Source organism: uncultured Limosilactobacillus sp., from assembly GCF_934202705.1.
Lineage (GTDB): Bacteria > Bacillota > Bacilli > Lactobacillales > Lactobacillaceae > Limosilactobacillus.
Genome location: NZ_CAKPYE010000007.1, coordinates 18253 through 44402, shown reverse-complemented (window position 1 = coordinate 44402; position 26150 = coordinate 18253). Strand labels below are relative to the sequence as shown.

The 26150-nt window shown below is 41.6% G+C and carries 34 protein-coding genes; 33 read left to right on the top strand and 1 reads right to left on the bottom strand.

Annotated elements, in window-relative coordinates; all coding sequences use genetic code 11:
- The first annotated feature begins 11 nt into the window (after positions 1-11).
- The 33 genes from rplE to Q0C76_RS05645 all read left to right on the top strand — a co-directional run bounded on the left by rplE (position 12) and on the right by Q0C76_RS05645 (position 25794).
- Complete coding sequence (gene rplE, locus Q0C76_RS05805; protein WP_295730851.1) at positions 12-554, top strand: 50S ribosomal protein L5; 543 nt, start codon at positions 12-14, stop codon at positions 552-554.
- An 18-nt stretch (positions 555-572) separates the two neighbouring features.
- The gene (locus Q0C76_RS05800) at positions 573-758 is read left to right on the top strand and encodes a type Z 30S ribosomal protein S14 (RefSeq protein WP_295730849.1); all 186 of its coding nucleotides are present in this window, start codon (positions 573-575) and stop codon (positions 756-758) included.
- Between the two features lie 29 nt (positions 759-787).
- Positions 788-1186 (top strand): 30S ribosomal protein S8, encoded by a 399-nt coding sequence (gene rpsH / locus Q0C76_RS05795; protein ID WP_006916628.1) that lies wholly within the window; start codon positions 788-790, stop codon positions 1184-1186.
- A 27-nt stretch (positions 1187-1213) separates the two neighbouring features.
- Positions 1214-1750 carry a 50S ribosomal protein L6 gene (gene rplF, locus Q0C76_RS05790; RefSeq protein WP_295730847.1) on the top strand — a complete coding sequence of 179 codons (537 nt, stop codon included), beginning with the start codon at positions 1214-1216 and terminating at the stop codon, positions 1748-1750.
- 55 nt (positions 1751-1805) lie between these two features.
- On the top strand, positions 1806-2162 hold the full coding sequence (rplR, locus tag Q0C76_RS05785; protein ID WP_295730845.1) for a 50S ribosomal protein L18: 357 nt from the start codon (positions 1806-1808) through the stop codon (positions 2160-2162).
- Between the two features lie 22 nt (positions 2163-2184).
- The gene (rpsE, locus tag Q0C76_RS05780; RefSeq protein ID WP_295730843.1) at positions 2185-2694 is read left to right on the top strand and encodes a 30S ribosomal protein S5; all 510 of its coding nucleotides are present in this window, start codon (positions 2185-2187) and stop codon (positions 2692-2694) included.
- A 15-nt stretch (positions 2695-2709) separates the two neighbouring features.
- Positions 2710-2892 (top strand): 50S ribosomal protein L30, encoded by a 183-nt coding sequence (gene rpmD / locus Q0C76_RS05775; protein ID WP_006916632.1) that lies wholly within the window; start codon positions 2710-2712, stop codon positions 2890-2892.
- Positions 2893-2921: 29 nt separating this feature from the next.
- Complete coding sequence (rplO, locus tag Q0C76_RS05770) at positions 2922-3356, top strand: 50S ribosomal protein L15 (RefSeq protein WP_295730840.1); 435 nt, start codon at positions 2922-2924, stop codon at positions 3354-3356.
- Positions 3356-4654 (top strand): preprotein translocase subunit SecY, encoded by a 1299-nt coding sequence (gene secY, locus Q0C76_RS05765; RefSeq protein WP_295730837.1) that lies wholly within the window; start codon positions 3356-3358, stop codon positions 4652-4654. Before rplO ends, secY begins: the two co-directional genes overlap by 1 nt.
- A 22-nt stretch (positions 4655-4676) precedes the next feature.
- Positions 4677-5327 carry an adenylate kinase gene (locus Q0C76_RS05760; RefSeq protein WP_295731000.1) on the top strand — a complete coding sequence of 217 codons (651 nt, stop codon included), beginning with the start codon at positions 4677-4679 and terminating at the stop codon, positions 5325-5327.
- A gap of 135 nt (positions 5328-5462) precedes the next feature.
- Entirely contained in the window at positions 5463-5681 is a 219-nt protein-coding gene (gene infA, locus Q0C76_RS05755) for a translation initiation factor IF-1 (RefSeq protein WP_006916636.1), read from the top strand.
- 32 nt (positions 5682-5713) lie between these two features.
- The gene (gene rpmJ / locus Q0C76_RS05750) at positions 5714-5830 is read left to right on the top strand and encodes a 50S ribosomal protein L36 (protein WP_006916637.1); all 117 of its coding nucleotides are present in this window, start codon (positions 5714-5716) and stop codon (positions 5828-5830) included.
- Positions 5831-5854: 24 nt separating this feature from the next.
- Entirely contained in the window at positions 5855-6220 is a 366-nt protein-coding gene (gene rpsM, locus Q0C76_RS05745) for a 30S ribosomal protein S13 (RefSeq protein WP_295730831.1), read from the top strand.
- A 25-nt stretch (positions 6221-6245) separates the two neighbouring features.
- Positions 6246-6632: a 30S ribosomal protein S11 gene (rpsK, locus tag Q0C76_RS05740; protein ID WP_006916639.1), complete on the top strand. Its 387-nt coding sequence runs from the start codon at positions 6246-6248 to the stop codon at positions 6630-6632.
- 80 nt (positions 6633-6712) lie between these two features.
- Positions 6713-7654 (top strand): DNA-directed RNA polymerase subunit alpha, encoded by a 942-nt coding sequence (locus tag Q0C76_RS05735; RefSeq protein WP_295730827.1) that lies wholly within the window; start codon positions 6713-6715, stop codon positions 7652-7654.
- A gap of 29 nt (positions 7655-7683) precedes the next feature.
- A complete protein-coding gene (gene rplQ / locus Q0C76_RS05730; RefSeq protein WP_295730825.1) occupies positions 7684-8064 on the top strand; it encodes a 50S ribosomal protein L17 in 381 nt (126 codons plus the stop codon).
- Positions 8065-8265: 201 nt separating this feature from the next.
- On the top strand, positions 8266-9102 hold the full coding sequence (locus Q0C76_RS05725) for an energy-coupling factor transporter ATPase (protein ID WP_295730822.1): 837 nt from the start codon (positions 8266-8268) through the stop codon (positions 9100-9102).
- Entirely contained in the window at positions 9069-9947 is an 879-nt protein-coding gene (locus tag Q0C76_RS05720) for an energy-coupling factor transporter ATPase (protein ID WP_295730820.1), read from the top strand. The genes Q0C76_RS05725 and Q0C76_RS05720 overlap by 34 nt, the downstream gene beginning before the upstream one ends.
- Positions 9937-10737 carry an energy-coupling factor transporter transmembrane protein EcfT gene (locus Q0C76_RS05715; protein WP_295730818.1) on the top strand — a complete coding sequence of 267 codons (801 nt, stop codon included), beginning with the start codon at positions 9937-9939 and terminating at the stop codon, positions 10735-10737. Before Q0C76_RS05720 ends, Q0C76_RS05715 begins: the two co-directional genes overlap by 11 nt.
- Before the next feature lie 12 nt (positions 10738-10749).
- Positions 10750-11508 (top strand): tRNA pseudouridine(38-40) synthase TruA, encoded by a 759-nt coding sequence (gene truA, locus Q0C76_RS05710; protein ID WP_295730816.1) that lies wholly within the window; start codon positions 10750-10752, stop codon positions 11506-11508.
- Positions 11509-11630: 122 nt separating this feature from the next.
- Complete coding sequence (rplM, locus tag Q0C76_RS05705; RefSeq protein WP_006916645.1) at positions 11631-12074, top strand: 50S ribosomal protein L13; 444 nt, start codon at positions 11631-11633, stop codon at positions 12072-12074.
- Between the two features lie 13 nt (positions 12075-12087).
- A complete protein-coding gene (gene rpsI, locus Q0C76_RS05700; protein ID WP_006916646.1) occupies positions 12088-12483 on the top strand; it encodes a 30S ribosomal protein S9 in 396 nt (131 codons plus the stop codon).
- Between the two features lie 126 nt (positions 12484-12609).
- Positions 12610-13383, top strand: coding sequence for a (S)-acetoin forming diacetyl reductase (locus Q0C76_RS05695; RefSeq protein WP_295730811.1), 774 nt, complete (start codon positions 12610-12612; stop codon positions 13381-13383).
- Between the two features lie 134 nt (positions 13384-13517).
- Positions 13518-14147, top strand: coding sequence for a glycoside hydrolase family 73 protein (locus tag Q0C76_RS05690; protein WP_295730809.1), 630 nt, complete (start codon positions 13518-13520; stop codon positions 14145-14147).
- A 9-nt stretch (positions 14148-14156) separates the two neighbouring features.
- Positions 14157-14726, top strand: coding sequence for a xanthine phosphoribosyltransferase (locus tag Q0C76_RS05685; protein ID WP_295730807.1), 570 nt, complete (start codon positions 14157-14159; stop codon positions 14724-14726).
- 18 nt (positions 14727-14744) lie between these two features.
- Complete coding sequence (locus Q0C76_RS05680; protein ID WP_295730804.1) at positions 14745-15905, top strand: ATP-grasp domain-containing protein; 1161 nt, start codon at positions 14745-14747, stop codon at positions 15903-15905.
- 110 nt (positions 15906-16015) lie between these two features.
- Complete coding sequence (pcrA, locus tag Q0C76_RS05675; protein ID WP_295730801.1) at positions 16016-18295, top strand: DNA helicase PcrA; 2280 nt, start codon at positions 16016-16018, stop codon at positions 18293-18295.
- 1 nt (position 18296) lies between these two features.
- Positions 18297-20321, top strand: a complete 2025-nt coding sequence (gene ligA / locus Q0C76_RS05670) for an NAD-dependent DNA ligase LigA (protein WP_295730798.1) — start codon at positions 18297-18299, stop codon at positions 20319-20321.
- A 4-nt stretch (positions 20322-20325) separates the two neighbouring features.
- Positions 20326-21432: a CamS family sex pheromone protein gene (locus Q0C76_RS05665; RefSeq protein ID WP_295730796.1), complete on the top strand. Its 1107-nt coding sequence runs from the start codon at positions 20326-20328 to the stop codon at positions 21430-21432.
- A 133-nt stretch (positions 21433-21565) separates the two neighbouring features.
- Positions 21566-21877, top strand: coding sequence for an Asp-tRNA(Asn)/Glu-tRNA(Gln) amidotransferase subunit GatC (gene gatC / locus Q0C76_RS05660; RefSeq protein ID WP_295730793.1), 312 nt, complete (start codon positions 21566-21568; stop codon positions 21875-21877).
- Positions 21877-23349, top strand: coding sequence for an Asp-tRNA(Asn)/Glu-tRNA(Gln) amidotransferase subunit GatA (gene gatA / locus Q0C76_RS05655; RefSeq protein ID WP_295730790.1), 1473 nt, complete (start codon positions 21877-21879; stop codon positions 23347-23349). Before gatC ends, gatA begins: the two co-directional genes overlap by 1 nt.
- 1 nt (position 23350) lies before the next feature.
- A complete protein-coding gene (gene gatB, locus Q0C76_RS05650) occupies positions 23351-24775 on the top strand; it encodes an Asp-tRNA(Asn)/Glu-tRNA(Gln) amidotransferase subunit GatB (protein WP_295730787.1) in 1425 nt (474 codons plus the stop codon).
- A 14-nt stretch (positions 24776-24789) separates the two neighbouring features.
- Positions 24790-25794 carry a diacylglycerol kinase gene (locus tag Q0C76_RS05645; protein WP_295730785.1) on the top strand — a complete coding sequence of 335 codons (1005 nt, stop codon included), beginning with the start codon at positions 24790-24792 and terminating at the stop codon, positions 25792-25794.
- Between the two features lie 73 nt (positions 25795-25867).
- On the opposite strand, the gene Q0C76_RS05640 is transcribed toward Q0C76_RS05645, so the two are convergent.
- Entirely contained in the window at positions 25868-26122 is a 255-nt protein-coding gene (locus tag Q0C76_RS05640) for a GlsB/YeaQ/YmgE family stress response membrane protein (protein ID WP_295730998.1), read from the bottom strand.
- Positions 26123-26150: the final 28 nt, after the last annotated feature.

Sequence of the window (26150 nt, the reverse complement as noted above, 5' to 3'; positions counted from 1 at the left end):
AATAATTTCTCATGGAAAACCGTTTAAAGGCTAAATACGAAAATGAAGTTCGCCCATCACTAATTGAAAAGTTTAACTATTCTTCTGTGATGGCTGCGCCAAAGATTGAGAAGATCGTTTTAAACATGGGTGTGGGTGATGCAACACAGAACTCAAAGAACCTTGATGAAGCTGTCGAAGAATTAGGTTTAATTGCTGGTCAAAAGCCAATGATTACTAAGGCTAAGAAATCAATTGCCGGTTTCCGTTTGCGTGAAGGTATGAAAATTGGTGCTAAGGTTACATTACGTGGTGAACGTATGTATGATTTCTTAGATAAGTTAGTTAATGTATCATTGCCTCGTGTTCGTGACTTCCATGGTGTATCAAACAAATCGTTTGATGGTCGTGGAAACTACACTTTAGGTGTTCGTGAACAATTAATTTTCCCAGAAATTAATTATGATAATGTTAAGCGTGTCCGTGGTTTAGATATCGTAATTGTAACTACTGCAAACACTGACGAAGAATCACATGAATTATTGGCACAATTGGGTATGCCATTCGCTAAGTAAAAGGGAGGTTTCACAAAAGTGGCTAAAAAATCATTGATTGCTAAGTGTAAGCGTCCAGCTAAGTTCTCATCACGTGAATATACACGTTGTGAACGTTGTGGTCGTCCACACTCAGTTTACCGTAAATTCCACCTATGCCGGCTTTGCTTACGCGACCTTGCCCATGAAGGTAAAATCCCTGGCATGAAGAAGGCTAGTTGGTAAACAATTCGACAAAAGGAGGAAAAACATCGATGTCTATGAGTGATCCAATTGCAGATTTCTTAACTCGTATTCGTAATGCTAATATGGCACATCACGAAACAGTTGAAGCACCTGCATCAAAGATGAAGAAGGACATTGCTGAAATCTTGAAGCAAGAAGGTTTCGTACGCGATGTTGAATATGTTGATGACAACAAACAAGGCATCATTCGTGTGTTCTTAAAGTATGGTCAAGATGGGGAACAAGTTATTTCTGGTTTGAAGCGGATTTCTAAACCTGGTCTTCGGACATACGTTAAGGCAGATGCTGTACCAAAGGTTCTTAATGGTTTAGGCATTGCTATCATTTCAACATCAAATGGTGTTGTTACTGATAAAGTTGCTCGCGCCAAGAAGGTCGGCGGCGAAGTTATTGCTTACGTTTGGTAAAAAGAATAGTCGATAGGAGGTGTATTTATGAGTCGTATTGGTTACAAGGAAATTGACTTACCTGAAGGCGTTGAAGTTTCACAAAAAGGCAATGTTGTTACCGTAAAGGGACCAAAGGGAACTTTATCCCGTGAAATTTCTCCACTAATTACGATGACCGTAGATGGTAACGTCGTAAAATTCGACCGTTCCAAAGATGATAACCGTAACCGTTCTTTACATGGAACAACTCGTGCTAATGTTAATAACATGGTTGAAGGTGTTGTTAAAGGTTACTCCAAGACTTTGAAGCTTGTTGGTGTTGGTTACCGTGCACAAATGAAAGGCAAGACGTTAGTTCTTACTGTTGGTTACTCCAACCCTGTTGAAGTCGAAGTTCCAGAAGACCTTGAAGTAAAGGTTCCAAATAACACTACTATTGAAATTAGTGGTATCAATAAAGAAGAACTTGGTGAATTTGCTGCTAATGTACGTTCAGTACGTTCACCAGAACCTTACAAGGGTAAGGGTATTCGTTACGAAAATGAACACATTATTCGTAAGGAAGGTAAGACTGGTAAGTAATTCGTACTTATTAGTTAGTTAAATAATAAGTAATTAAAATATAGAGGTGACAGTTGTGATTTCAAAACCAGATAAGAATAAAGTCCGTCAACGTCGTCATAAGCGCGTACGCGGCAAGATCTCTGGTACTGCAGAGCGCCCACGTTTAAGTGTTTACCGTTCTAACAAAAACATTTACGCTCAAATTATTGATGACGTAAAGGGTGTGACGCTCGCAAGTGCCTCAACTTTAGACAGTGAAGTTAACGGCGAAACTAAGTCAGAAAAGGCTGCAGGTGTTGGTGAATTAGTTGCTAAGCGTGCTAACGAAAAGAACATTACCAACGTAGTTTTTGATCGTGGTGGTTACCTTTACCATGGTCGTGTTCAAGCCCTGGCTGAAGCTGCTCGTGAAAACGGACTGCAATTCTAATAAGAAGGAGGAATAACCCGTAATGGCTAAATCAACTTATATTGACCCAGCTAAGCTAGATCTTGATGACCAAGTTGTTGCTATCAACCGAATTACTAAGGTTGTTAAAGGTGGTCGGCGGATGCGGTTTGCTGCCTTAGTTGTTGTTGGTGACCGTAATGGTCACGTTGGCTTTGGTACTGGTAAGGCTCAAGAAGTTCCTGAAGCAATTCGCAAGGCTTCGGCCGCGGCTCAAAAGAACTTAATTGAAGTACCAAAAGTTGGTACTACGATTCCACATGAAGTTATTGGTACATTCGGTGGTGGTAAGATTATGCTTAAGCCAGCCGTTGAAGGTTCTGGTGTTGCTGCCGGTGGTGCCGTACGTAATGTTATGGAACTCGCAGGTGTCGAGGATGTTACTTCAAAGCGTTTAGGCTCCAACACCCCAATTAATGTTGTTCGTGCAACATTTGAAGGCTTGAAGTCATTGAAGAGTGCCGATGAAGTTGCTAAGCTTCGTGGTGTTTCTGCTGAACATCTCGCAGAATAATAGGAGGACAAAATAATGGCTAAAGTTAAAGTTACTTTAATCCGGAGTGCTGCCCACCGTGAACCAACTCAACGTCGGACAGTTAAGGCCTTAGGGCTCGGTAAGTTACATAGCTCTGTTATCCTCCCAGATAACGCAGCTACTCGTGGAGCAATTTTCAAAGTTGCTCACTTAGTTTCAATTGAAGAAGTTAAGTAATACATTTTAAAATAAGGAGGTGCAACCTAATGAAATTAAATGAATTAAAGCCTTCTGAAGGATCCCGTTTTAAGCGTCTCCGTAAGGGACGTGGCTTATCATCAGGTCATGGTTTTACTTCTGGCCGTGGTACCAAGGGACAAAAGGCTCATGGAAAGACTCGTCTTGGTTTTGAAGGGGGCCAAATGCCTTTGTACCGTCAAAAGCCAAAGCGTGGTTTTACAAGTATGAACCATAAAGATTATGCTTTAGTTAACTTGGCAGCTCTTAACAAATTTGATGATGGTGCTGAAGTAACACCAGACGTATTAGTTGAAGCTGGTATTGTAAAGAACGCTAAGAATGGCATTAAGATTCTTGGAAGCGGTAAGTTAGCAAAGAAGCTAACTGTCAAAGCTAATAAGTTCTCCGCCTCAGCTGTTAGTGCAATTGAAGCAGCAGGTGGTAAGACTGAGGTGATCTAATGTTCACAACCGTCAAAAATGCAATCAAAGTTAAAGAAATTCGCAGTAAGATTTTGTTTACTTTGTTTGTATTGATTGTTTATCGGTTAGGTGCATCCATCACTGTGCCAGGTGTTAATGCAGCAGCATTAGCACAAATTTCCTCAACTGGTTTGGCTTCGATTTTGAATACGTTTAGTGGTGGGGGTCTTGAAAACTACTCCGTGTTTGCAATGGGAGTGTCGCCTTACATCACAGCACAAATTGTTGTTCAGTTGTTACAGATGGACATCGTGCCAAAATTTGTTGAATGGAGTAAACAAGGAGAAGTTGGTCGACGAAAGCTGAATCAAGCGACAAGATGGTTGACTATTCTACTAGGTTTCATCCAATCAATCGGAATTACGGCCGGATTTAATGCATTGAGCACTATTAAATTGGTGAACAATCCGGGTGTGAAAACATATTTGACAATTGGTTTAATATTAACTGCAGGAACAATGTTTGCCACCTGGTTAGGTGATATGATCACTGAGCGTGGATTAGGTAATGGAGTTTCAATGTTAATTTTTGCCGGAATTGTTGCACAGTTTCCTAAGGGACTGCAACAGTTGTGGGATGACCAAATTGTTGGTGAATCCGGATCAGCACTTTGGGCTGGAATTGGTTTTATAGCAGTAGTTGCACTTTGTTTGTTAATCATTGTTGCCTTTGTGACATGGGTTCAACAAGCAGAAAGACGGTTACCAATTCAATATACAAGAAGGACAACTACTTCACCAAAGAGTAGTTATTTGCCACTAAAGATTAATGTTTCCGGTGTTATTCCGGTTATTTTTGCTGGATCATTCATTTCAACGCCGCAAACTATCTTAATGGCTTTTCAACGAACACATGGTGGTGATTCTTGGTACCAGATCATGACAAGCATTTTTAATATGCAATCCGGCCCTGGGATTACCCTTTATACATTACTGATTATTATCTTTACGTTCTTTTATGCGTTTGTTCAAGTTAATCCTGAAAAGTTAGCTGAGAACTTACAAAAGCAAGGTAGTTATATATCAGGTGTTTGGCCTGGAAAAGGGACTCAAACTTTTGTTTCACATTTACTAATGCGTTTGTCAACAGTTGGTTCACTTTTCCTTGGAATTATTTCATTAATTCCATTGATTGCTAGCAATGTTTGGAACTTGAGCCAATCAATTGGTTTAGGTGGTACTAGTTTATTAATTGTTGTTCAAATCGCTTTAGATGTTAACCGTCAATTGAATGGTTTAACGATGAAGCGTGAGTATATTGGATTTATCCATGAGTAATTAGGAGGACACTGTTATGAGTATGAACCTAGTTTTGATGGGTTTACCAGGTGCCGGTAAAGGCACTCAAGCACAAAGAATTGTTGAAGACTTCGATATTCCTCATATTTCTACTGGGGATATTTTCCGGGCGGCTATGAAAAATGGTACGCCAATGGGAAAGGAAGCTAAGAAGTATATCGATAAAGGTGAATTAGTACCTGATGAAGTTACAAATGGCATTGTCAAGGAACGTTTATCTGAAGATGATACGAAAAGCGGCTTTATGTTAGATGGTTTTCCAAGAAATTTAGTTCAGGCGAAAGCTTTGAATGAAATGCTTGAGAGTGATGGACGGAAATTGGATGCTGTCATAAATATTCACGTTGAGCCAGATGTTTTGGTTGATCGCTTATCTGGTCGGTTTATTTGTAAGAATTGTGGTGCAACATATCATAAGCTTTATAATCAACCAAAAGTTGAAGGAACTTGTGACGTTTGTGGACATCATGAATTCTTCCAACGTGATGATGATAAACCGGCTACTGTAAAAAATCGCTTGGATGTTAACATTAAGTTAAATACACCGCTAGTAGATTTTTATGAAAAACAGGGTGTTTTGCACCAAATCAATGGTGAACAAGATATTGATAAGGTTTATCAAGATGTTAAGCAAGTATTAGATAACCTTTAAAATCGGTGATATTAATACTCTTGCGCAAAATGGCGGTCTATGTTAAACTATGCAAGGTTTATCTAGCTCGTAGTGGGTAGCTTTTTGCACCCACCTTTTTACGTAATTTCAAGTCCGGCAAGGAGGAACCATTCAGTGGCAAAAGCTGATGTAATCGAAGTTGAGGGTAAGGTTACAGAAACTTTACCTAATGCAATGTTTAAAGTTCAACTGGAAAATGGGGTTGAAATTTTAGCACATGTTTCTGGTAAGATTCGTATGCACTATATTAAGATCTTACCAGGGGATCGTGTTAAAGTTGAAATGTCGCCATATGATCTGACTAAGGGTCGGATTACTTTCCGGTTTAAATAGGTCTTAGTCTATACTAGAGGAGGATTTTTACAATGAAAGTACGACCATCTGTAAAAAAGATGTGCGATAATTGCAAGATCGTCAAGCGTCGTGGTCGGGTTATGGTTATTTGCTCTAACCCTAAGCACAAGCAACGCCAAGGTAAGTAATTTTTAAGAATAGGAGGTGTAAAAATGGCTCGTATTGCTGGTGTCGATTTACCTCGTGACAAGCGAATTGTAATCGGCTTAACATACATTTATGGTATTGGTAACTCAACTGCGCAGAAAATTTTGGCTGATGCTGGAGTTTCTGAAGACGTTCGTGTACGTGATCTAACGCCGGATCAAGAAGAAAAGATTCGTGCGCAAGTTGAAAACGTTAAGGTTGAAGGTGATCTTCGTCGTGAAGTTTCATTAAATATCAAGCGTCTTCAAGAAATCGGTTCTTACCGTGGAATGCGTCATCGTCGTGGATTACCAGTCCGTGGTCAACACACGAAGAATAACGCCCGTACTCGTAAGGGTAAGGCCGTTGCAATTGCTAACAAGAAGAAATAAATAAGTAAAGGAGGTTAGTTAGTTTATGGCAGTTAAGAAAACGCGGAAGCGTCGTGCAAAAAAGAATGTTGAAACTGGAGTAGCTCATATTCACTCAACTTTCAATAACACTTTAATTATGATTACTGATGTTCAAGGAAACGCTGTTGCTTGGTCATCAGCTGGTGTTTTAGGCTTTAAGGGTAGTCGTAAGTCTACACCGTTTGCTGCACAAATGGCTTCTGAAGCCGCTGCAAAGCAAGCAATGGAACATGGTATGAAGACTGTTGAAGTTGCTGTTAAGGGTCCAGGTTCTGGTCGTGAATCTGCTATTCGTGCACTTCAAGCAACTGGTCTAGAAGTTACTGCAATTCGTGATGTAACTCCTGTACCACATAACGGTTCTCGTCCTCCAAAGCGTCGTCGTGTTTAGTAGTGCATCTACGGCGATGTTTAAGCCAGATGCCTTTCTGGAAAATACGATCCACGTTTTGAAAGGGGTACTAGAGTAGAATGATCGAATTTGAAAAGCCAAACATTCACAAAGTTGAAGAAACCGATAATTACGGTAAGTTTGTTGTTGAACCACTAGAACGTGGTTACGGGACGACCCTTGGGAACTCTCTTCGTCGTGTTATGCTTGCTTCATTACCAGGTGCTGCTATTACCAGCATTAGTATTGATGGTGTTTTGCATGAATTTAGCACTGTTGATGGAGTTACTGAAGATGTTACTCAAATTATTTTAAATTTGAAGAAAGTATCTTTACGGATTGATTCTGAAGATCAGAAGAATCTTGAATTAGATGTTAAAGGTCCTGCAGAAGTAACAGCTGGGGACATCCAAGGTGATGGCGATGTTACTGTTTTAAATCCTGATCTTCACATTGCTACAGTTGCTGATGGCGCTGAATTGCACATCCAAATGACTGCTGATAAGGGTCGTGGATACTCCTCTGCTGATGATAATAAAGCAAGAATGGATTTAGCAATTGGAGTTTTGCCAATTGATTCCATCTATACCCCAATCGAACGTGTAAATTACACCGTTGAAAATACTCGGGTTGGTCAAAATAATGATTACGACAAACTAACTCTTGACGTTTGGACCAATGGTTCATTAACACCGACAGAGGCTGTAAGTCTGGCTGCTAAGATTCTTACGTCACACTTAACAATGTTTGTTAACTTAACTGAAGAAGCTCAGAGCGCCCAAGTGATGGTTGAACGGGAAGAATCACACCAGGAAAAGGTACTTGACAAGACAATTGAAGAACTTGATTTATCAGTTCGTTCATATAACTGTCTTAAGCGGGCTGATATTCAGACTGTTAAAGATTTAACTGAAAGAACTGAGGCTGATATGATGAAGGTTCGAAATCTTGGTCAAAAGTCGTTAGATGAAATTAAGATCAAGTTAAATGAACTTGGTGTTGGCTTTCGTCAAGAAGATTAACTTATAAAAGTAAAAGGAGGGAGCACTTCATGAGTTACCGTAAGTTAGGACGTACTAGTTCACAACGTAAAGCTTTATTACGTGACTTAACAACTGATTTAATTGTTAATGGTTCAATTAAAACTACTGAACCAAAGGCAAAGGAAGTTCGCAAGACCATGGATCAAATGATCACTCTTGCTAAGCGTGGTGATCTTTCATCACGTCGTAAGGCTGCTTCATTTGTTCGAAATGTTGTTGCTGATGTGAAGGAAGATGGCGATGACATTAAGGTACAATCAGCTCTTCAAAACCTGTTTGAAGAACTTGGACCAAAGTATGCTGACCGTAATGGTGGTTACACACGGATTTTGAAGACCATGCCACGTCGTGGTGATGGGGCCAAGATGGTTATTTTGGAACTGGTCTAGTTTAGTTGATTAATTAATCGTAATAAAGAATCACTACAATTGATGGTATAAAGCGTCATGATGATGGGATACAATTCCTTAGTCTAGCTTGAATGTGGGAAATCACGCGCGGCAATTGTAAGTGATTTTTTTTATACATATACATATAAGACAATCTTTTTGGTAGAATAATATCAGAAAACTAACGGGGAGGAAAAAAGCATGGCGATTATTGAGATTCATGATGTTTCTTATACATATCCAGGTAATCAAAAACCAACGTTGCAGCATGTTTCTGCCACTTTTCCTGCTAACCAGTGGACTACGATTATCGGTCATAATGGAAGTGGCAAAAGTACACTAGCACGGTTAATTGATGGTTTGATGCCGGTAGATAGTGGATCGATTTTTGTTGATGGGGTTGCCGTTAGTGAAGATAATTTACCTGAAATTCATCAAAATGTTGGCTTTGTTTTTCAAAATCCAGAAAATCAATTTGTTGGTACTACGGTGGAAGATGACGTGGCTTTTGGCTTGGAGAATCATCGGGTGCCAAGGTCAGAGATGGATTTTCGAATAAAACAAGCATTAAATGATGTCGTCATGCAAGACTATGCTACAAAGGAACCAAGTATGCTTTCTGGTGGGCAAAAGCAGCGGGTGGCAATTGCAGGAATTCTAAGTCTTCGTCCTAAAATTTTGATTTTTGATGAGGCAACAAGCATGTTGGACCCAGTGGCGCGGCAGACAATTTTGCGACTTTTAAAGAAATTAAAAGTTGAAAAGGGCTTTACAATTATCGCTATTTCTCATGATCCCGTTGAAGCAACCTATGCTGATAATATTGTGATTATGGATCAGGGGAGGATTGTAGCTGTTGATCAGGCCCATAAGATTTTATGCGATACCAACCTTCTTAACCAGTACCAACTCAAGTTACCGTTTACTGAAGAATTAAAGAGAAGATTAGCATCAAAAGGAATGCAAGTTCCATCGCAGTATCTGACTGAGGAGCAAATGAATAAATGGTTAAACCAGCAGTTAACATCCGAAAACTAAATTATATTTATGAGAATGGGACATCATTCGCTCATCATGCTTTGAAAGATGTTACTGTTCAGATTATGGAACATCAGATTACGGCAATCATCGGTCCAACTGGTAGTGGTAAATCGACGTTAATGCAATTGGTCGATGGTTTATTGACACCCACTTCAGGTCAAATTACTGTCCAAAACCAAACAGTCAACCATCATTCATCCAAAGATGAATATACCAAATTACGGCACCATATTGGCTTTGTCTTTCAGTTCCCAGAGACGCAATTATTTGCTGATACAGTCATTCAAGATGTAATGTTTGGGCCGCTTAATAAGGGATTATCAGAGGGTCAAGCTCGCGAACAGGCGCAAGAGGCACTTAGGTTGCTAAAATTTCCTGAACAATTATTTGATCATTCGCCATTTCAATTATCTGGGGGACAAATGCGTCGAGTGGCGATTGCTGGTGTCTTGGCTATGAAACCATCCATTCTAATTTTAGATGAGCCAACGGCGGGACTAGATCCCAGTGGCCAGCGCGAGTTGATGCAAATTGTACAACAACTGTACAAACAAGGGATTACGATTATTTTAATTACTCATCAAATGGAGCAGGTTGTGGAATATGCAAACCAAGTGATTGCTTTGCAAAAGGGAGAAGTAGTCTTTCAAGGGACTCCTAATCAACTGTTTACTAATCATGACCTTGTCAGTTCAATTGGCTTGGCGGAACCACAAACGGTTGCTTTTGCCCGACAATTACGTGAGCAAGGCTTAATTAATGGCACGCCGTTGACAATTGATAGTATTGCTGAAGAAATTATTAAGAGCCAAAAGAAGAGGATGATTAGTGATGGGCAGTAAAGTAATTTTTGGACGATATGTGCCAACATCATCAATCATTCATCGTCTAGATCCGCGCCTTAAATTTGTTGCTTGCTTTTGGTATGTAATCTTAGTGTTTTTTGCAAATAATGTCTGGACCAATGTTTGGCTTGGCGCCATTTTACTAGTTTTAATTAAGTTAAGCCGAGTTTCATTAAAGATGTATTGGGCGGGAATTCGGCCATTAATGTGGATTATTATTATCACCGCTGCAGTTCAATTATTATTCTCTTCAGGTGGACAGATCTACTGGCAATGGCACTTTATGAGTGTTACTTCGTCTGGAATCGTCCAATCACTGTATTTAATTGTTCGGTTTGCGTATATTATTACCATTTCTACAGTTTTAACAGTCACTACTACAACCTTACAATTAGCTGATGCGATTGAAAGCTTGATGAAGCCATTGAACTATTTAAAAGTTCCGGTTAACCAGATTGCGATGATGCTTTCGATTGCCTTACGGTTCATTCCCACGATTATGGATGAGGTATCCACAATTATGAATGCACAACGGGCACGTGGAATGGACTTTAACACGGGGAATTTTTATCAGCGAGCGAAGAAATTAGTACCCGTGATGATTCCATTATTTGTCTCTGCTTTTAAACGTGCCGAAGAATTGGCAGTTGCCATGGAAGCACGAGGGTATAGTCCAAATGGTCAACGGACCAAGTATCGTTTGCTAGTTTGGCACCGGCAGGATACACTGGCGATAATCTTGCTAATTGCTATTACATTGATTCTATTTGGATTAAGATTATTCTGATTGGAGAACGTTTTGATTCGTTATAAAATTACTTTTGCATATGATGGTACTAATTTTTCCGGGTTTCAAATTCAACCCCATAAGCGGACGATTGAGCAAACTCTCAAAACGATTGTTAATCGGATGGCCAAAAATCCAGACCCAGCGATTGCGATTATTGGGTCAGGAAGAACGGATGCAGGCGTCCATGCATTGAATCAAGTGGCACACTTTGACTTTCCTTATCATATTCCTGAAAAATCAATGGTGCGCGCTTTAAACAGTCAGTTACCACTGGACATTATTGTGAAAAAAGCAGAGATTGTTTCGCAGGAGTTCCATGCTCGCTATAATGCTCACCGAAAAAGGTACCGCTATCGAGTTACGCAAGGCGAGTTTGTGAATCCCTTTAAGCGGAACTATACGGCGCATTTTAAATATCCTGTTGATGTTGCAAAAATGGATCTAGCAGCACAAGCCTTGGTGGGTACTCATGATTTTACAAGTTTTGTGGCTTCTGGATCTCAAGCGAAGAGTAATGTGCGGACGATTTATGAAGCAAAAGTTTATTATGAAGATCATGATCATGAAGTGGTGTTTGAATTTGTAGGCAATGGTTTTTTATATAATCAAGTTCGTATTATGGTGGCATTATTATTGGAAATTGGATGTGGTCAACGGCCAGCCAATGATGTTCCACGAGTTTTAGCTGCACGTGATCGTCAAGAAGCACGGATGACTGCCCCGGCTAGTGGACTTTATCTAGTTAATGTTGACTATGGTGGTGAATAACTTGAATAAACCATTGACTGATAAGGGATAATCAAGTACACTAGTAGCTGGTATTTCTTTTCCATAAATTACTCGGTACACAATTTATTGTAAAAGAAAGACAAAAATTGGAGGACTTAATCGTGAGAACGACATACATGGCAAAACCTGGTGAAGTTGACCGTAAGTGGTACATCGTTGACGCCAAAGACGTTTCTTTAGGTCGTGTGGCATCCGTTGTTGCTTCAATCTTACGTGGTAAGAACAAGCCAACGTTCACCCCTCATGTTGATACTGGTGACAATGTGATTGTTATCAATGCAGCAGATGTTAAGTTAACTGGTAAGAAAGCTAGTCGGAAGATTTACTACCGTCACTCAAATCACCCAGGTGGTTTAAAGCAACGGACTGCTGGTAACTTCCTTGCTGAAGAACCAGCCAAGATGGTTGAACAAACCATTAAAGGGATGCTTCCACACACCCCGCTTGGTCGTAAGATGGGTATGAAGTTGCACGTTTACGCTGGTGAAGACCACAGTCATGCAGCTCAAAAGCCTGAAAAACTCGATATCACTAACTTAATCTAAGGAGGGAACGGAATTGGCTCAACAAGTACAATACAGCGGTACTGGACGTCGGAAGGATTCTACTGCACGTGTCCGCTTAGTACCAGGTTCTGGTAAGATTACTATGAACGGCAAAGCAATCGAAGACTACATTCCGTTTGCTAACTTACGTGCCATTGTTAATCAACCATTTGCCGTAACGCAAACTGAAGGTCAATATGACGTATTAGTTAACGTTAACGGTGGTGGCTTCTCTGGCCAAGCCGGTGCAACTCGTCATGGAATTGCCCGTGCTTTACTCGCTGTCGACCCTGACTTTCGTGATGCCTTGAAGAAGGCTGGTCTCTTAACTCGTGACCCACGGATGAAGGAACGTCGTAAGCCAGGTCTGAAGAAGGCTCGTAAGGCTGCTCAATTTAGTAAGCGTTAATTTCGATTATCGTTTCAAAATAAAAGCGTCAGGATCTGCCTGGTGCTTTTTTTCGTTGACTTGATAAATCGCTTCGCTTAAAATTAAACTAGTTTGAGAAAAGTTTCACACAAGGGAGCGATTATTATGGCAAAAAAAGTTGCATTAGTTACTGGAGCCGGTCAAGGAATTGGTGAAGCAATTGCTAAGCGTCTTGCTAAGGATGGCTTTGCGGTGGCATTAGTAGCTCGTCATATGGACAATCTTCAAAAAGTTGCCAAGGAAATTGAATCAGTTGGTGGCGAAGCCTTTCCAGTGACTGCAGATGTCTCTAAACGGGACGAAATTTTTGCTGCAGTTGATAAGACTATTGATCAGTTTGGTGATTTTAATGTGATGGTTAATAATGCTGGTGTCGCTCCAACGACTCCAATTGACACTGTTACTAAGGATGACCTGGATTATGTTTATACAATTAATGTTTATGGCACAATTTGGGGCATTCAAGCTGCACATCAGGCTTTTAAGAAGTTAGGCCATCCAGGTAAGATTATTAACGCTACTTCTCAAGCGGGGGTTGTGGGGAACCCAAACTTAACTGTTTACTCGAGTTCTAAGTTTGCCATTCGTGGAATTACCCAGGTTGTTGCTCGTGAGTTGGCGGAAGAAGGGACAACGGTGAATGCCTTTGCTCCAGGAATCGTTAAGACACCAATGATGTACGACATCGCCCATAAGGTTGGCCAAAATGCTGGTCAAAATGATGAGTGGGGGATGCAAACCTTTGCCAAGGACATTGCTTTGAAACGCCTCTCTGAACCTGAAGACGTTGCTAATGCTGTGGCCTTTCTTACTGGTCCAGATTCTGACTATGTGACTGGTCAAACCCTTGAAGTGGATGGTGGAATGCAGTTCCATTAAAATCATTGTCATAAAAACAAACCGGTTGGTAATTAATGACCAACCGGTTTTTTAATATTAAATTAATTTAAAATCCAGTGGAAAATGCGGTAGAATTATTACATTAGAATATTCAATAAAGGAGTCAACAGACTGTGGCGCGTAAAAGAAAACGACGAACGAGTTCGCGACGAAAGAAACGTTCTGGTTCATCAAAATGGTTAACTGTAATTTTGGTGATCTTAGTTGTTTTAACGGCTGGCTATGTAGGTCACCATTTATATCAAAGACATTTACAGCAAGAGATTATTGAAAAACAACAGCATTCCAAACAGCTTTTTATTAAAGCCATTGCCCCAGAAGCGCAAGCAATGCAAGACCAATACCATATCAAGGCATCGATTACAATGGCTCAAGCCATTTTGGAATCTAATTGGGGAACGAGTAAGTTAGCTGCCAATTACCATAATTTGTTTGGAATCAAGGGTTCAGGAGCTAATTCGAAGCTGATGACCACTAAAGAGTATACCCATGGAAAGTGGGTGGTGATTAAAGACCGCTTTAAAGTTTATCCAAGTTGGTCAGCCTCTATTAAGGACCATACTCAATTAATGCTGAATGGGACGCAGTACAAGAAGGAAAATTACCAAAGGGTGATTGATGCGGATAACTATCGTCAAGCTGCCCAAGCACTTCAGGACGCCAACTACGCAACAGATCCAGACTACGCAAGTAAGTTAATTGGCGTGATTAAAACTTATCACTTAGACCAATACGATCGTTAGGAGAAAATTATGCAAGAATTAAAAGATAAGATTGAACAATATGGGACTGTTTTACCAGGTAACGTTTTAAAAGTAGACGCTTTTTTAAATCACCAAGTCGACACGGATTTAATGTATAAGATTGGTCAAGAATTTGCCAAGCATTTTGCTAATCAAGGAATTACGAAAATTTGGACGGTTGAATCTTCAGGAATTGCTCCAGCCGTAATGACCGGTTTAGCTATGCATCGGCCGGTCATTTTTGCCCGAAAACACAAGAGTTTAACGCTCAACAATAATATGTATACGGCGGATGTTTATTCATATACGAAGAAAACGACTAATCGGATTTCGATTTCCAAAAAGTACGTCGAAACTGGCGAAAAAGTATTACTAATTGATGATTTTTTGGCTAATGGTCAGGCGGTTGAAGGGATGATGGAGATTGCTGACCAAGCCGGGGTGCAAGTGGCCGGTGCAGGAATTGTGATTGAAAAGAGTTTCCAGCCTGGTGGTAAAGAATTACGGGATAAGGGTGTCGAGGTCTACTCTTTGGCACAAATCAAGTCACTTGCTGATGGTCAGGTTGAATTTTTGTAAAGAAGTGAAGGTGCGGTTATGAGTACGGATGTTTTATACCAAGGTGATACCTTGGGAATTATGGGGATTGATCGTAATGGTAAGAAACTGATTTTGGCTGCTAAGGAAGCCGGTTTGAATGTTGGTGTCTATCTTGACCATTCTGAACCCGAGATTACCAAGCAGGCAGATTTTACGCTAATCGGCAATTACCGTGATAAGGATAAGCTGACGGAGTTTGGGCAAAACTGTAATGCGGTAATTTATGAAACAGCAGCGATTGATTCCATCGTGATTAAGTACCTAAGTCAATACACCGCCATTCCACAAGGACTCGATCCACTAGAAATTATGCAAGATCGACTAATGGAACGCGCCTTTTTAGACCAGATTAACGTTAATGTGGCACCATATGTTACGGTGATCAGTCTTGATGATATCTATCAATCCATTGATTCGATTGGTTATCCAGCTGTATTAAAGCCAATTCAACGTGGAGTGGGTGAAAATTTATTAGTAATTCGCAAAGAATCAGATATTGCGCGAGCAGCAGATTTTATTCAGGCCGGAACGTATTTATTAGAATCATGGATTGATCATACGGCAGAATATGCAATTACTATGGCGATTGATGCAGACGGTAATCACTTGTATCCATTAAGTGAATTGCAATATGGTGCAGAGGGTCATCTTCTACAAGCTGTGAAATCACCGGTGATTGTTCCTGATGATATGCACCAAGAAATGAAGCGCATTGCTAATTCGATTGGTAATCAGTTGGGGTATAAAGGGATCATCTCCGTTAACTTTTATGTCACCAGCACTGGCAACCTTTATGTCAAGGATCTTGAACCTGGGGTTTCGACAAGCGGCAACATTTTCACAGAAAGTGCGAACGTCAGTCAATATGAACAACAAGTTCGTATTTCTGCAGGACGACCAGCTCACTTTATTCAAGAAGTTCAACCAGCCGTCTTTTTGATCGGCCGTCAAGCCCAGTTGCCAGCTTTAGAACGACAGGTACTTATTCGTGATAATTGGAAATTTAGTTTCTTTGCCACAAATGATCATCAGCAGAACCCAGTTGTTGCGTATGTTTGGGCAACTGCTGAAGATGGCACTGTCGACGAAATCCAAAGCCAAGTTGACGATACCGAAGTGTGGTTTAGCCAAGAAAATACTGATACGACAAATGAATAACGCATTTTAGAAAGGTAAATTGTCGACCTTTCTTTTTTTGACGGAAATCAAACTTAAGTTTGGTATAATGATCATTGACTGATTTTGAGAGAGGATGGAGTGTCGTGACAATGCAATCAGCACTAGCTGGAATGAATGACAAACAGCAAGAGGCAGTTTTAGCAACAGAGGGTCCGGTATTAGTAATGGCTGGTGCCGGTTCAGGAAAAACACGGGTGTTAACCCACCGAGTTGCTTATTTAATTGAAGAAAAAGATGTCTTGCCTTGGCATATCTTAGCAATTACCTTTACTAACAAGGCGGCTCGTGAAATGAAAGAGCGGATTGGTAAACTACTGGGTGAAAGTGCTAATGATATTTGGGTTTCGACTTTTCATGCACTCTGTGTCCGCATCTTAAGACGTGATATAGATAAATTAGGATTTAATACTGCGTTTACGATTGCTGATCCAGGTGAACAGCGGACGTTAATGAAACGGATCTGTGCAGAATTAAATATTGACACCAAAAAATTTGATCCACGACAGATCCTGAGTGCAATTTCTAATGCGAAAAATGCAATGCTGACACCAGAAGAATATGAGAAACGGTACCAGGACCCATTCCGTAAGATGGTTGGAAGAGCTTATCGGTTGTATCAGCGTGAATTGGAAACTAATCAGACTCTGGATTTTGATGATCTAATTATGAAGACCATCCAATTATTTAAAGCTGATCAGGAGACTTTACAGTATTACCAAAATAAATTTCAGTATATTCACGTGGATGAATACCAAGATACCAATGATGCTCAATATGAACTGGTTCATATGCTGGCGGATGGCTATCACAACCTATGTGTTGTTGGTGATGCTGACCAAAGTATTTATGGCTGGCGGGGGGCGAACATGAATAATATTCTGAACTTCGAGAAGGATTATCCTGATGCCACCACGATTATGTTGGAACAAAATTATCGGTCAACACAGACCATCTTAAATGCCGCCAATGAAGTGATTGCTAATAATCAAAAGCGGAAGGATAAGAATCTGTGGACTGAGAATGGCCAAGGAGAGCAGATTTCTTATTATCGGGCACAGAGTGAACACGATGAAGCTTATTACGTGGTTAAAAAAATTCAGGAACAGATGCAAGAGCATGGTTATAAATATGGTGACTTTGCCGTTTTGTACCGGACGAACGCTCAATCACGGGTAATCGAAGAAACTTTTTTAAAGAGTTCCGTTCCTTACACAATGGTTGGTGGGCATAAGTTCTACGACCGAAAAGAAATTCGTGACATTTTAGCTTACTTAACTTTAGTTGCCAATCCAAATGATTCCATGAGTTTTGAGCGAGTAGTCAATACTCCAAAGCGTGGTATTGGCCCGACTAGTATTGAGAAACTTCGTGAATTTGCTGCCAGTGCGAACATGTCGTTATTAACGGCGACGCAAAATATTATGATGGCTAACCAAATTTCCACTAGCGTTCGAAATAAGCTAGATGGCTTCGCTCAAGAAATGCGGGCAATTCAGGAGCAAGCAGACCAATTGTCAATTACGGAATTAACTGACTTGATTTTAGATCAGACCGGCTATCGCAAGGCACTGCAAGACGAGGCTGAAAAGAGTCTGCAAGCGCAATCTCGGTTAGATAACCTAGACGAATTTAAATCAGTAACTCAAGAATTTGATAAGAACAACGATCAGGATGATGCCAACGCTCAAGAAAAGCTCACCCGCTTCTTAACTGATTTGGCACTGGTTTCTCCGCAAGATGATATCGAAGACCAAGAAAATACAGTCACTTTAATGACTTTGCATGCTGCTAAAGGGTTGGAATTTCCGGTTGTTTTCCTGATTGGGATGGAACAAAGTATCTTCCCAATGGCCAGGGCGTTGAACAACGCAGAGGAAGAGGAAGAAGAGCGTCGATTAGCCTATGTCGGGATTACTCGGGCACAAAAAAAGCTGTTTTTAACGAATGCAATGTCCCGAGTCTTATATGGACGAATTCAAAGAAATCCAGAATCTGAATTTATTGATGAAATTGATGATAAGTTGTTGGAGTTCGATAATGATCAGCGACTTCGAACGCCATTTGGCAATGGTGGACGAAATAGTTTTGTACAACGGGCGGCGACGGCAACAACTTATGGAGCTAGTCGACCTTCTCATTCATATGCTTCTGCTGGTAAGCGAGTAGCGCCGAAAACCAATAATGGAACAGGTGCTGACAAACAGGATTGGCATGCAGGCGATAAGGTTCAACACAAAAAGTGGGGAATTGGTACCGTCGTGGCTGTTAATGGTTCGGGCAGTGATATGGAATTAGACATTGCCTTTCCCAAAGAGGGCGTTCGACGACTCTTGGCCACCTTTGCTCCAATTGAAAAGGTAGATGAATAACATGACTGAAAACGATTTAACATTGACAGAAGCGCGTAAAGAAATTGGTCCGCTTCGACAACAGTTAATTCAGTGGGGAAAAGAGTATTATGAACAAGATAATCCGACTGTGGAGGATTATGTTTATGATCGAAAGTACCAACGATTAGTTGAGCTGGAAGCACGGTATCCTGAGTTAGTAACTCCAGATTCACCAACGCAACGGGTCGGCGGACATACAGATACTCAACTGGCTAAGGTTACGCACGACATCCCAATGCTGTCGATGGGGGATGTCTTCTCGGTTGAAGAGCTGCATGACTTTAACGTTCGCCAACAAAGCAATTTAGACTCTTCTGAAGAGATTAAGTATGATCTGGAGTTGAAAATTGATGGGCTGTCACTGTCTTTGGTTTATGAAGATGGCCAATTAGTTCAAGCTTCGACCCGAGGAAATGGTGTCATCGGGGAAGACATTACCGCTAATGCAATGACGATTAAGGACATTCCGCATCAACTACCGGAGCCACTATCGTTGGAGTTTCGGGGGGAGTGCTACATGCCTAAGGCGTCGTTTGTAAAATTAAACGCTGATCGAGAAGCCAATGGCCAGCCGGTTTTTGCTAATCCACGAAATGCTGCGGCGGGCAGTCTCCGGCAATTAGATCCTCAAGTCACGGCACATCGTAATTTAGCAACATTTATGTACTATGTTCCTGAATATGAAAAATTAGGGGTCGCAACACAGGAAGAAGCTCTCCAACGGATGCGTGATTTGGGATTTAATGTTAATCCTCATAACCGGACTGTCAGCAGTGAAGAAGAGTTGGCACAGTATATTGCTGAATATACTGCCCAACGGGATCGTCTGGAATATGGTATTGATGGTATTGTTGAAAAAGTTAATAATCTAACATTACAAACAAAACTTGGAAATACCGTTAAAGTACCCCGATGGGAAATTGCTTACAAATTTCCACCAGAGGAACAAGCGACGATCGTTCGCAAAATTGTTTGGACAGTTGGGCGGACTGGTAACGTGACCCCAACGGCAGTAATGGATCCAGTCCAATTAGCAGGGACTACGGTTAGCCGTGCTTCCTTGCACAATCCCGATTATTTACGTCAGAAAGATATTCGCATCGGCGATACCGTACTTTTGCACAAAGCGGGGGACATTATTCCGGAAATTTCTCAGGTAATATTGGATAAACGTCCCGTGGATAGTGAAGAGTATCAGATTCCGACCCAGTGTCCAGTTTGTCAATCGAACCTCGTTCATTTAGATGGGGAAGTTGCGCTTCGTTGTGTGAACCCAATGTGTCCAGCGCAGATTAAGGAAGGCCTGGCGCACTTTGCTTCCCGAAACGCAATGAATATTGATGGCCTGGGTCCGAAGATTATTGAACAACTATGGGAGCGAAAGCTGGTACGTGATTTTGCAGACCTATATCGCTTAACCCAAGACCAATTATTAACTTTAGATAAATTTGGCCTTAAATCCGCGACCAACCTATTGACATCAATCGATAATAGTCGTCATAATTCAGTCGAACGTTTATTATTCGGTCTGGGCATCCGGCACGTTGGTGCTAAAGTGGCGCGCTTGATTGCTGAACATTTTGGCTCTTTAGACACAATTATGAAGGCTTCAGCAGCCGATATTGCGGCGGTGGACACAATCGGTCCAACCATTGGAGATAGCGTAGCTACCTATTTTGCCAATCAGCAAGTTCACCAATTAGTGAAGGAATTGAAAGATGTTCAGGTGAACATGGAGTATACGTCGGCAGTAAAAGAAAATCTTTCTAGCAAGTGGAACGGTCAGCGAGTTGTACTCACTGGAAAACTAGCGACATTGACACGCAAGGAAGCCCAAAGCTGGTTAGAAGAACGTGGCGCTCAAGTTACCGGGAGTGTCTCCAAAAAGACCAACTTATTGATTGCTGGCGAAAAGGCCGGAAGTAAATTGCAAAAGGCTCAGGAGTTGGGGATCCCGGTGTGGGACGAGCAACGCTTTAGCCAAGCAATGAAGGAGGATAATTAGGCTCGTGAAAGTCAAAAAAATACTAATCACTAGTTCAGTATTGCTCACTGTGTTAGTGCTGGCTGCTTGTGGAAAAAGTTCTAGTAAAGGAAACTATACGACGACTGGCGCAGGAAGCGGTACCTATCAGGGTGTGATCAAAGGTGGGCGTTACCGAACAAGTAAGGCTCGTGGTGTTAATACAAGCCAAAACAATAATCAATACAACCTTAAGAGTTTTGAAAATGGTTTAACGCAAGTTTCCAAGCGGGTATTTTCAACTAAGAACTACATTTTCCAAGAAGGACAGTACTTAAGCTCAGATACGATTGAAAGCTGGTTAGGTCGGAAGTCGAGTAGCAATCCGAATGGTTTAAACCCAAAACAAGGGAAAAAGAGCAACCCGAACCCCGAATTTATCCAGCAAATTGAAGAGCAGGACTACATGACGGAGAGCGGTAATTCCTTAAAACTCAAGGGAATGACGATTGGGATTGGGATTAACAGCGAATATCAGTATCATAAGAAGAAGGATGGTCCTTCTTATACCAAGAAGATTTCTGATGAAGAAGTGCAACTGCAAGGAAAACTAGCGGCAGCTAAAGTTCTTCGCCGACTTCGTCAACGGAAAGATCTTAAAAATATTCCAATTGTGATTGCTCTGTATAAGCAAGCGCCGGATGATAGTTTAGTGGGTGGAACCTTCTTTGCTTATAGTAAAAATAAGGGGGACTCGATTTCAAGTTGGACCAAATTAAATTACCGGAATGCAGTCTTACCGAAAGCCAGTGCAGAAACCAGTGAAAATTCTGGGAACTCAACCGATAATGACAGTTTTTCCAATTTCAAGAGTCAAGTTCAAAACTTCTTCCCGAACTTAAGCGGGGTAACTGCCCAAGCGCAATACCATAATGGCAGCCTTTCAGGGATGCACATTACGATTACGACGCAATTCTATAGTCAATCGGAAATTACTAGTTTTACGCAATATATTGCCCGAGCTGCTAAACGGTACCTGCCACATGGAATTCCAATTGACATTAAGATTCAATCTGATTCGGAAATGCAAGCAGTGGTCTACAGAAACTCTGGATCAGATAGTTTCCAATCACACGTTTTTAATTCATATTAAATAAAAATAGAGACTGGAGAAAGCGTCAGCTTTTGTCTTGTGAAAAGCGCAATGAACAGCGGTAAATGGATTGGGCATGTGATAAAATAGTTTCGTGTAATATTTTTTGAAGGAATGGAAAGAGGTTAAGAGAATGGCTGAGAAAATTGATCGGCAAGAAGTACAACACGTCGCTGACCTCGCCAAGTTATCTTTTGATGACGCGGCATTAGATAAGATCACTCCACAATTAGAGGAGATTATTGATTTGTTTACGGACTTGCAAAAGGTGGATACGGATGGTGTTGAACCGATGTATACACCAACGACGGAACATAATGTGATGCGTGAAGATCAAGGAGTACGAAGTAATCAACGTGATGAACTGTTAGCCAATGCTCCAGAAACGCATGATGGATTAATTAAGGTGCCAGCAATTATTGATGAAAGTGAGGATGGCGAATAATGAATTTTAACCAAACCAGTATTACCGATCTTCACGAGCAACTGGTCAAAAAGGAAGTCAGTGCAACAGATCTGACTAAGGCGGCATTTCAAAGGATTCAGGAGACCGAAGATGATGTTCAAGCATTTCTAACTTTGAATGAGGAAGCCGCATTGAAGCGGGCTGCCGAAATCGACAAAGCTGGGATTGCCAACGATCACTTACTTGCTGGGATCCCGTTAGCCGTCAAGGATAACATTGTGACTAAGGGACTGCGGACTACGGCTGCTTCTAAAATCTTGGGTAACTTTAAGCCAGTTTATGATGCAACAGTAGTTGAAAAGATGAACGCAGCCGGGTTTATTAATGTTGGTAAAACTAATCTGGATGAATTTGCGATGGGGTCTTCCACCGAAAATTCAGGTTTCCACAAGACTAAGAACCCATGGGATCTGACTCGGGTTCCCGGTGGCTCTTCGGGTGGTTCAGCAGCAGCAGTGGCTGCTGGTGACGTCTTAGCTGCCTTTGGTACTGACACTGGTGGGTCCATTCGGCAACCAGCTTCATTTAACGGCATTGTTGGTATGAAACCAACGTACGGACGGGTATCACGTTGGGGAGTGATTGCGTTTGGTTCCAGTTTTGATCAAGTTGGCTGGCTTAGTAACAATGTTAAAGATAACGCCATCTTAATGCAGGCCATTAGCGGCGTTGATCGACACGATATGACTTCAGCTGATGTTACAGTTCCAGACTGGGCGGCAAATCTTGATCAAGCAAGTGTTAAGGGACTGAGAATTGCGGTTCCAGAAGAATATACTAGTGATGCCATTGACGATGATGTCCGCGAAGTGATTCAGGCAGCGCTTAAGCATCTTGAATCATTAGGGGCAACGGTGGATACCGTATCCTTACCACACACTAAGTATGGAGTTTCAGCATACTATATCCTGGCTTCTTCTGAAGCGTCATCTAATTTACAACGGTATGATGGAATTCGTTACGGCTTCCGTGCGGATGATGTTAAGAACCTGGATGATGTGTACACCAGGACGCGGACAGAAGGCTTTGGTGATGAAGTCAAACGGCGGATTATGCTCGGTACATTCTCTCTGTCTGCTGGTTTTTATGATGCTTACTTCAATAAAGCAGCTAAAGTTCGTCGGTTAATTGCTGACGACTTTAATAAGGTCTTTGAAAATTATGACGTCATTCTAGGCGCTACTGATGCGACAACAGCATTCAAACTTGGTGATAAGGTGATGGATCCAACCAAGATGTATCTGAATGATGCACTGACCATTCCAGTTAACATGGCCGGATTACCGGCGATGTCACTGCCGGCTGGATTCTCTAAGGACAACGGGATGCCGGTTGGCTTACAAATTATTGGGAAGCCATTTGATGAACAAACGGTCTACAACACTGCCTATGTCTTTGAACAAACAACTGATTTTCACAAGAAAAATGCTAAGTTAGGGGGTCAAGACTAAGATGAATTTTCAAACAACCATTGGTCTTGAAGTCCACGTTGAATTAAAGACTAACTCAAAAATTTACAGTCCATCACCGGTTCAGTATGGTGTTGAACCAAACTTAAATACCAACGTAATTGATTGGGCCTATCCTGGGACTTTACCATCCTTGAATAAAGGAGTGGTACGTGACGGAATCATGGCCGGATTGGCTCTCCATGCCAACATTACAAAACACATGCACTTTGATCGAAAAAACTATTTCTATCCCGACAACCCTAAGGCCTATCAGATTACCCAATCTGAAACACCGATTGCGACTGATGGTTGGGTAGAAATCGAAGTCAATGGTAAGAAAAAGAAGATTGGAATTGCGGAAATGCATATCGAAGAAGATGCGGGGAAAAACACTCACACCGGCCAATATTCTTACGTTGACTTAAATCGGCAAGGAACGCCTTTAATTGAAATTGTTTCCAAGCCAGACATTGCTTCAGCCGATGAAGCAGTTGCCTACCTAGAAGCTCTTCGTCAACGGATTCAATTTACGGGTATTTCTGACGTGAAGATGGAAGAAGGATCAATGCGGGTTGATACCAACATTTCGATTCGGCCATTTGGGTCTGATCAATTTGGTACTAAGACGGAAATGAAGAACATTAATTCCTTCAATTATGTCAAGAATGCGCTGGAATTTGAAGAAAAACGTCACCAACAAGTGATTTTATCAGGCGGCACCATTGCCCAGGAAACCCGTCGTTACGATGAAGCAACCAAAGAAACGGTTTCAATGCGGAGCAAGGAAGGGAGCGAAGATTATCGTTACTTCCCAGAACCTGATATTCCGCCGTTAGATGTTTCTGACGAATGGATTAATGAGATTAAGGGAGAAATGCCAGAAATGCCTGGCGAACGACGGGAACGGTATACAAAGGAACTTGGCCTGTCTGACTATGATGCCATGGTCTTAACCCAAACGAAGGAAATGTCTGACTTCTTTGATGAAGCGGTCAAGGATGGCGCTGACCCGAAGCGGGTTGCCAACTACTTGATGAATGACGTTAACAGTTATCTAAACGATGAACAAGTTGACTTGCAAGATACGAAGCTGACGCCAGCTAACCTTGCTGGAATGGTCAAGTTGATTACTGATGGCACGATTTCATCCAAGATGGCGAAGAAAGTCTTCAAAGGGATCATTGCAGGTGAAGAGCCAGCGGCTTATGCGAAATCCCATGGTTTGGTTCAATTGTCTGATCCAAAGGAATTGCAACCAATTATTGATGATATTTTGGCGAATAATCAACAATCCATTGAAGACTTCAAGAATGGGAAGGATCGTGCGGTTGGCTACTTAGTTGGTCAAATTATGAAACAGACTCGTGGTAAGGCTAACCCGCAAGTGGTTAACCAGTTATTAATGAAGTCGTTAAATGCACAATAACCAGGAGGTCAGCAATGCGGAAACGAGCACGGATTATTTATAACCCAGTCGCTGGTCGTGAAGCGATGCATGATGACCTGGCGGATATTTTGGCGATTTATGAACGGGCTGGGTATGAAACGAGTGCGTTTGCAACGACCCCGGACCCGGATTCGGCGAAAAATGAAGCAACTCGTGCAGCGAAGGATGGATTTGACCTAATTGTTGCTGCTGGTGGGGATGGCACTTTAAATGAAGTGATTAACGGTCTTGCCGGTTTAGATCACCGGCCGCGGTTAGCGATTATTCCTGCGGGAACGACGAATGATTACGCCAGAGCACTTCATGTCCCACGAGAAGACCCGGTTGCGGCAGCTAAGTTGATTTTAAATCCGCAAAACCATTTTAAGATTGATTTGGGTAAGGCTGGCGATAATTACTTTATGAACATCGCTGCTGGTGGGACCTTAACGGAGCTCACTTATGATGTTTCAAGTCAAATGAAGTCGCTCTTTGGGTATATGGCGTACTTTGCCAAGGGTGCTGAAATGCTGCCCCAAGTTAAGCCAATCCACATGAATATTAAGTATGATGGGCATGAGTTTGATGGAATGGCGTCAACGGTGTTCTTAGCACTTACCAATTCCGTTGGTGGGTTTGAACAGATTGTCCCAGATGCAGCGCTTGATGATGGACTGTTCTCTTTAATCATTGTTAAAGACAGTAATATGGTGGGGTTAATGCAGTTAATGGCCAAGGCACTCAAAGGGACGCACATTGGCGACCCGCGGGTGATTTATGTTAAGGCCAAAGATGTTGAGATTACGCCAGTTGATCAAAATGATCGGTTAATGATTAACCTTGATGGTGAATATGGTGGCGATGCCCCAATGCATTTTCAAGCATTACAGCAACACTTAGATATTGTGGCGGATGTGAAGTCCATCCCAAATGATGCCATTTCAACTTTGACGCCTGATATGAAAAAGGCAGAAGATGATTTTGTACGGGGCGTTGATCAGATGAATCAAGAATCATAAAAAAGTAAGCAGCGTAATAGTTACGCTGCTTTTTTGTACAAAAAAAGCGTTGCACGACAACGCTTAGGACTATCTAGGCAGGATCACGTTTGACTCCAAAGATCAGGGAAACGATAAGGACTAAAATGACCGCACCCACTAAGGACGGGATGATTGCCATTCCAGCTAGACTTGGACCCCAAGATCCTAGCAATGCTTGTCCCAGGGAAGAGCCAACTAAACCAGCGATGATGTTGGCAATCCAACCCATTGAACCGCCACGCTTTGTAATGGCCCCTGCCACTAAACCGATTAAACCACCAACAATTAATACCCAAATCCAGTACATAATTTTCACCTGTGTTCTTTCTTTGCCA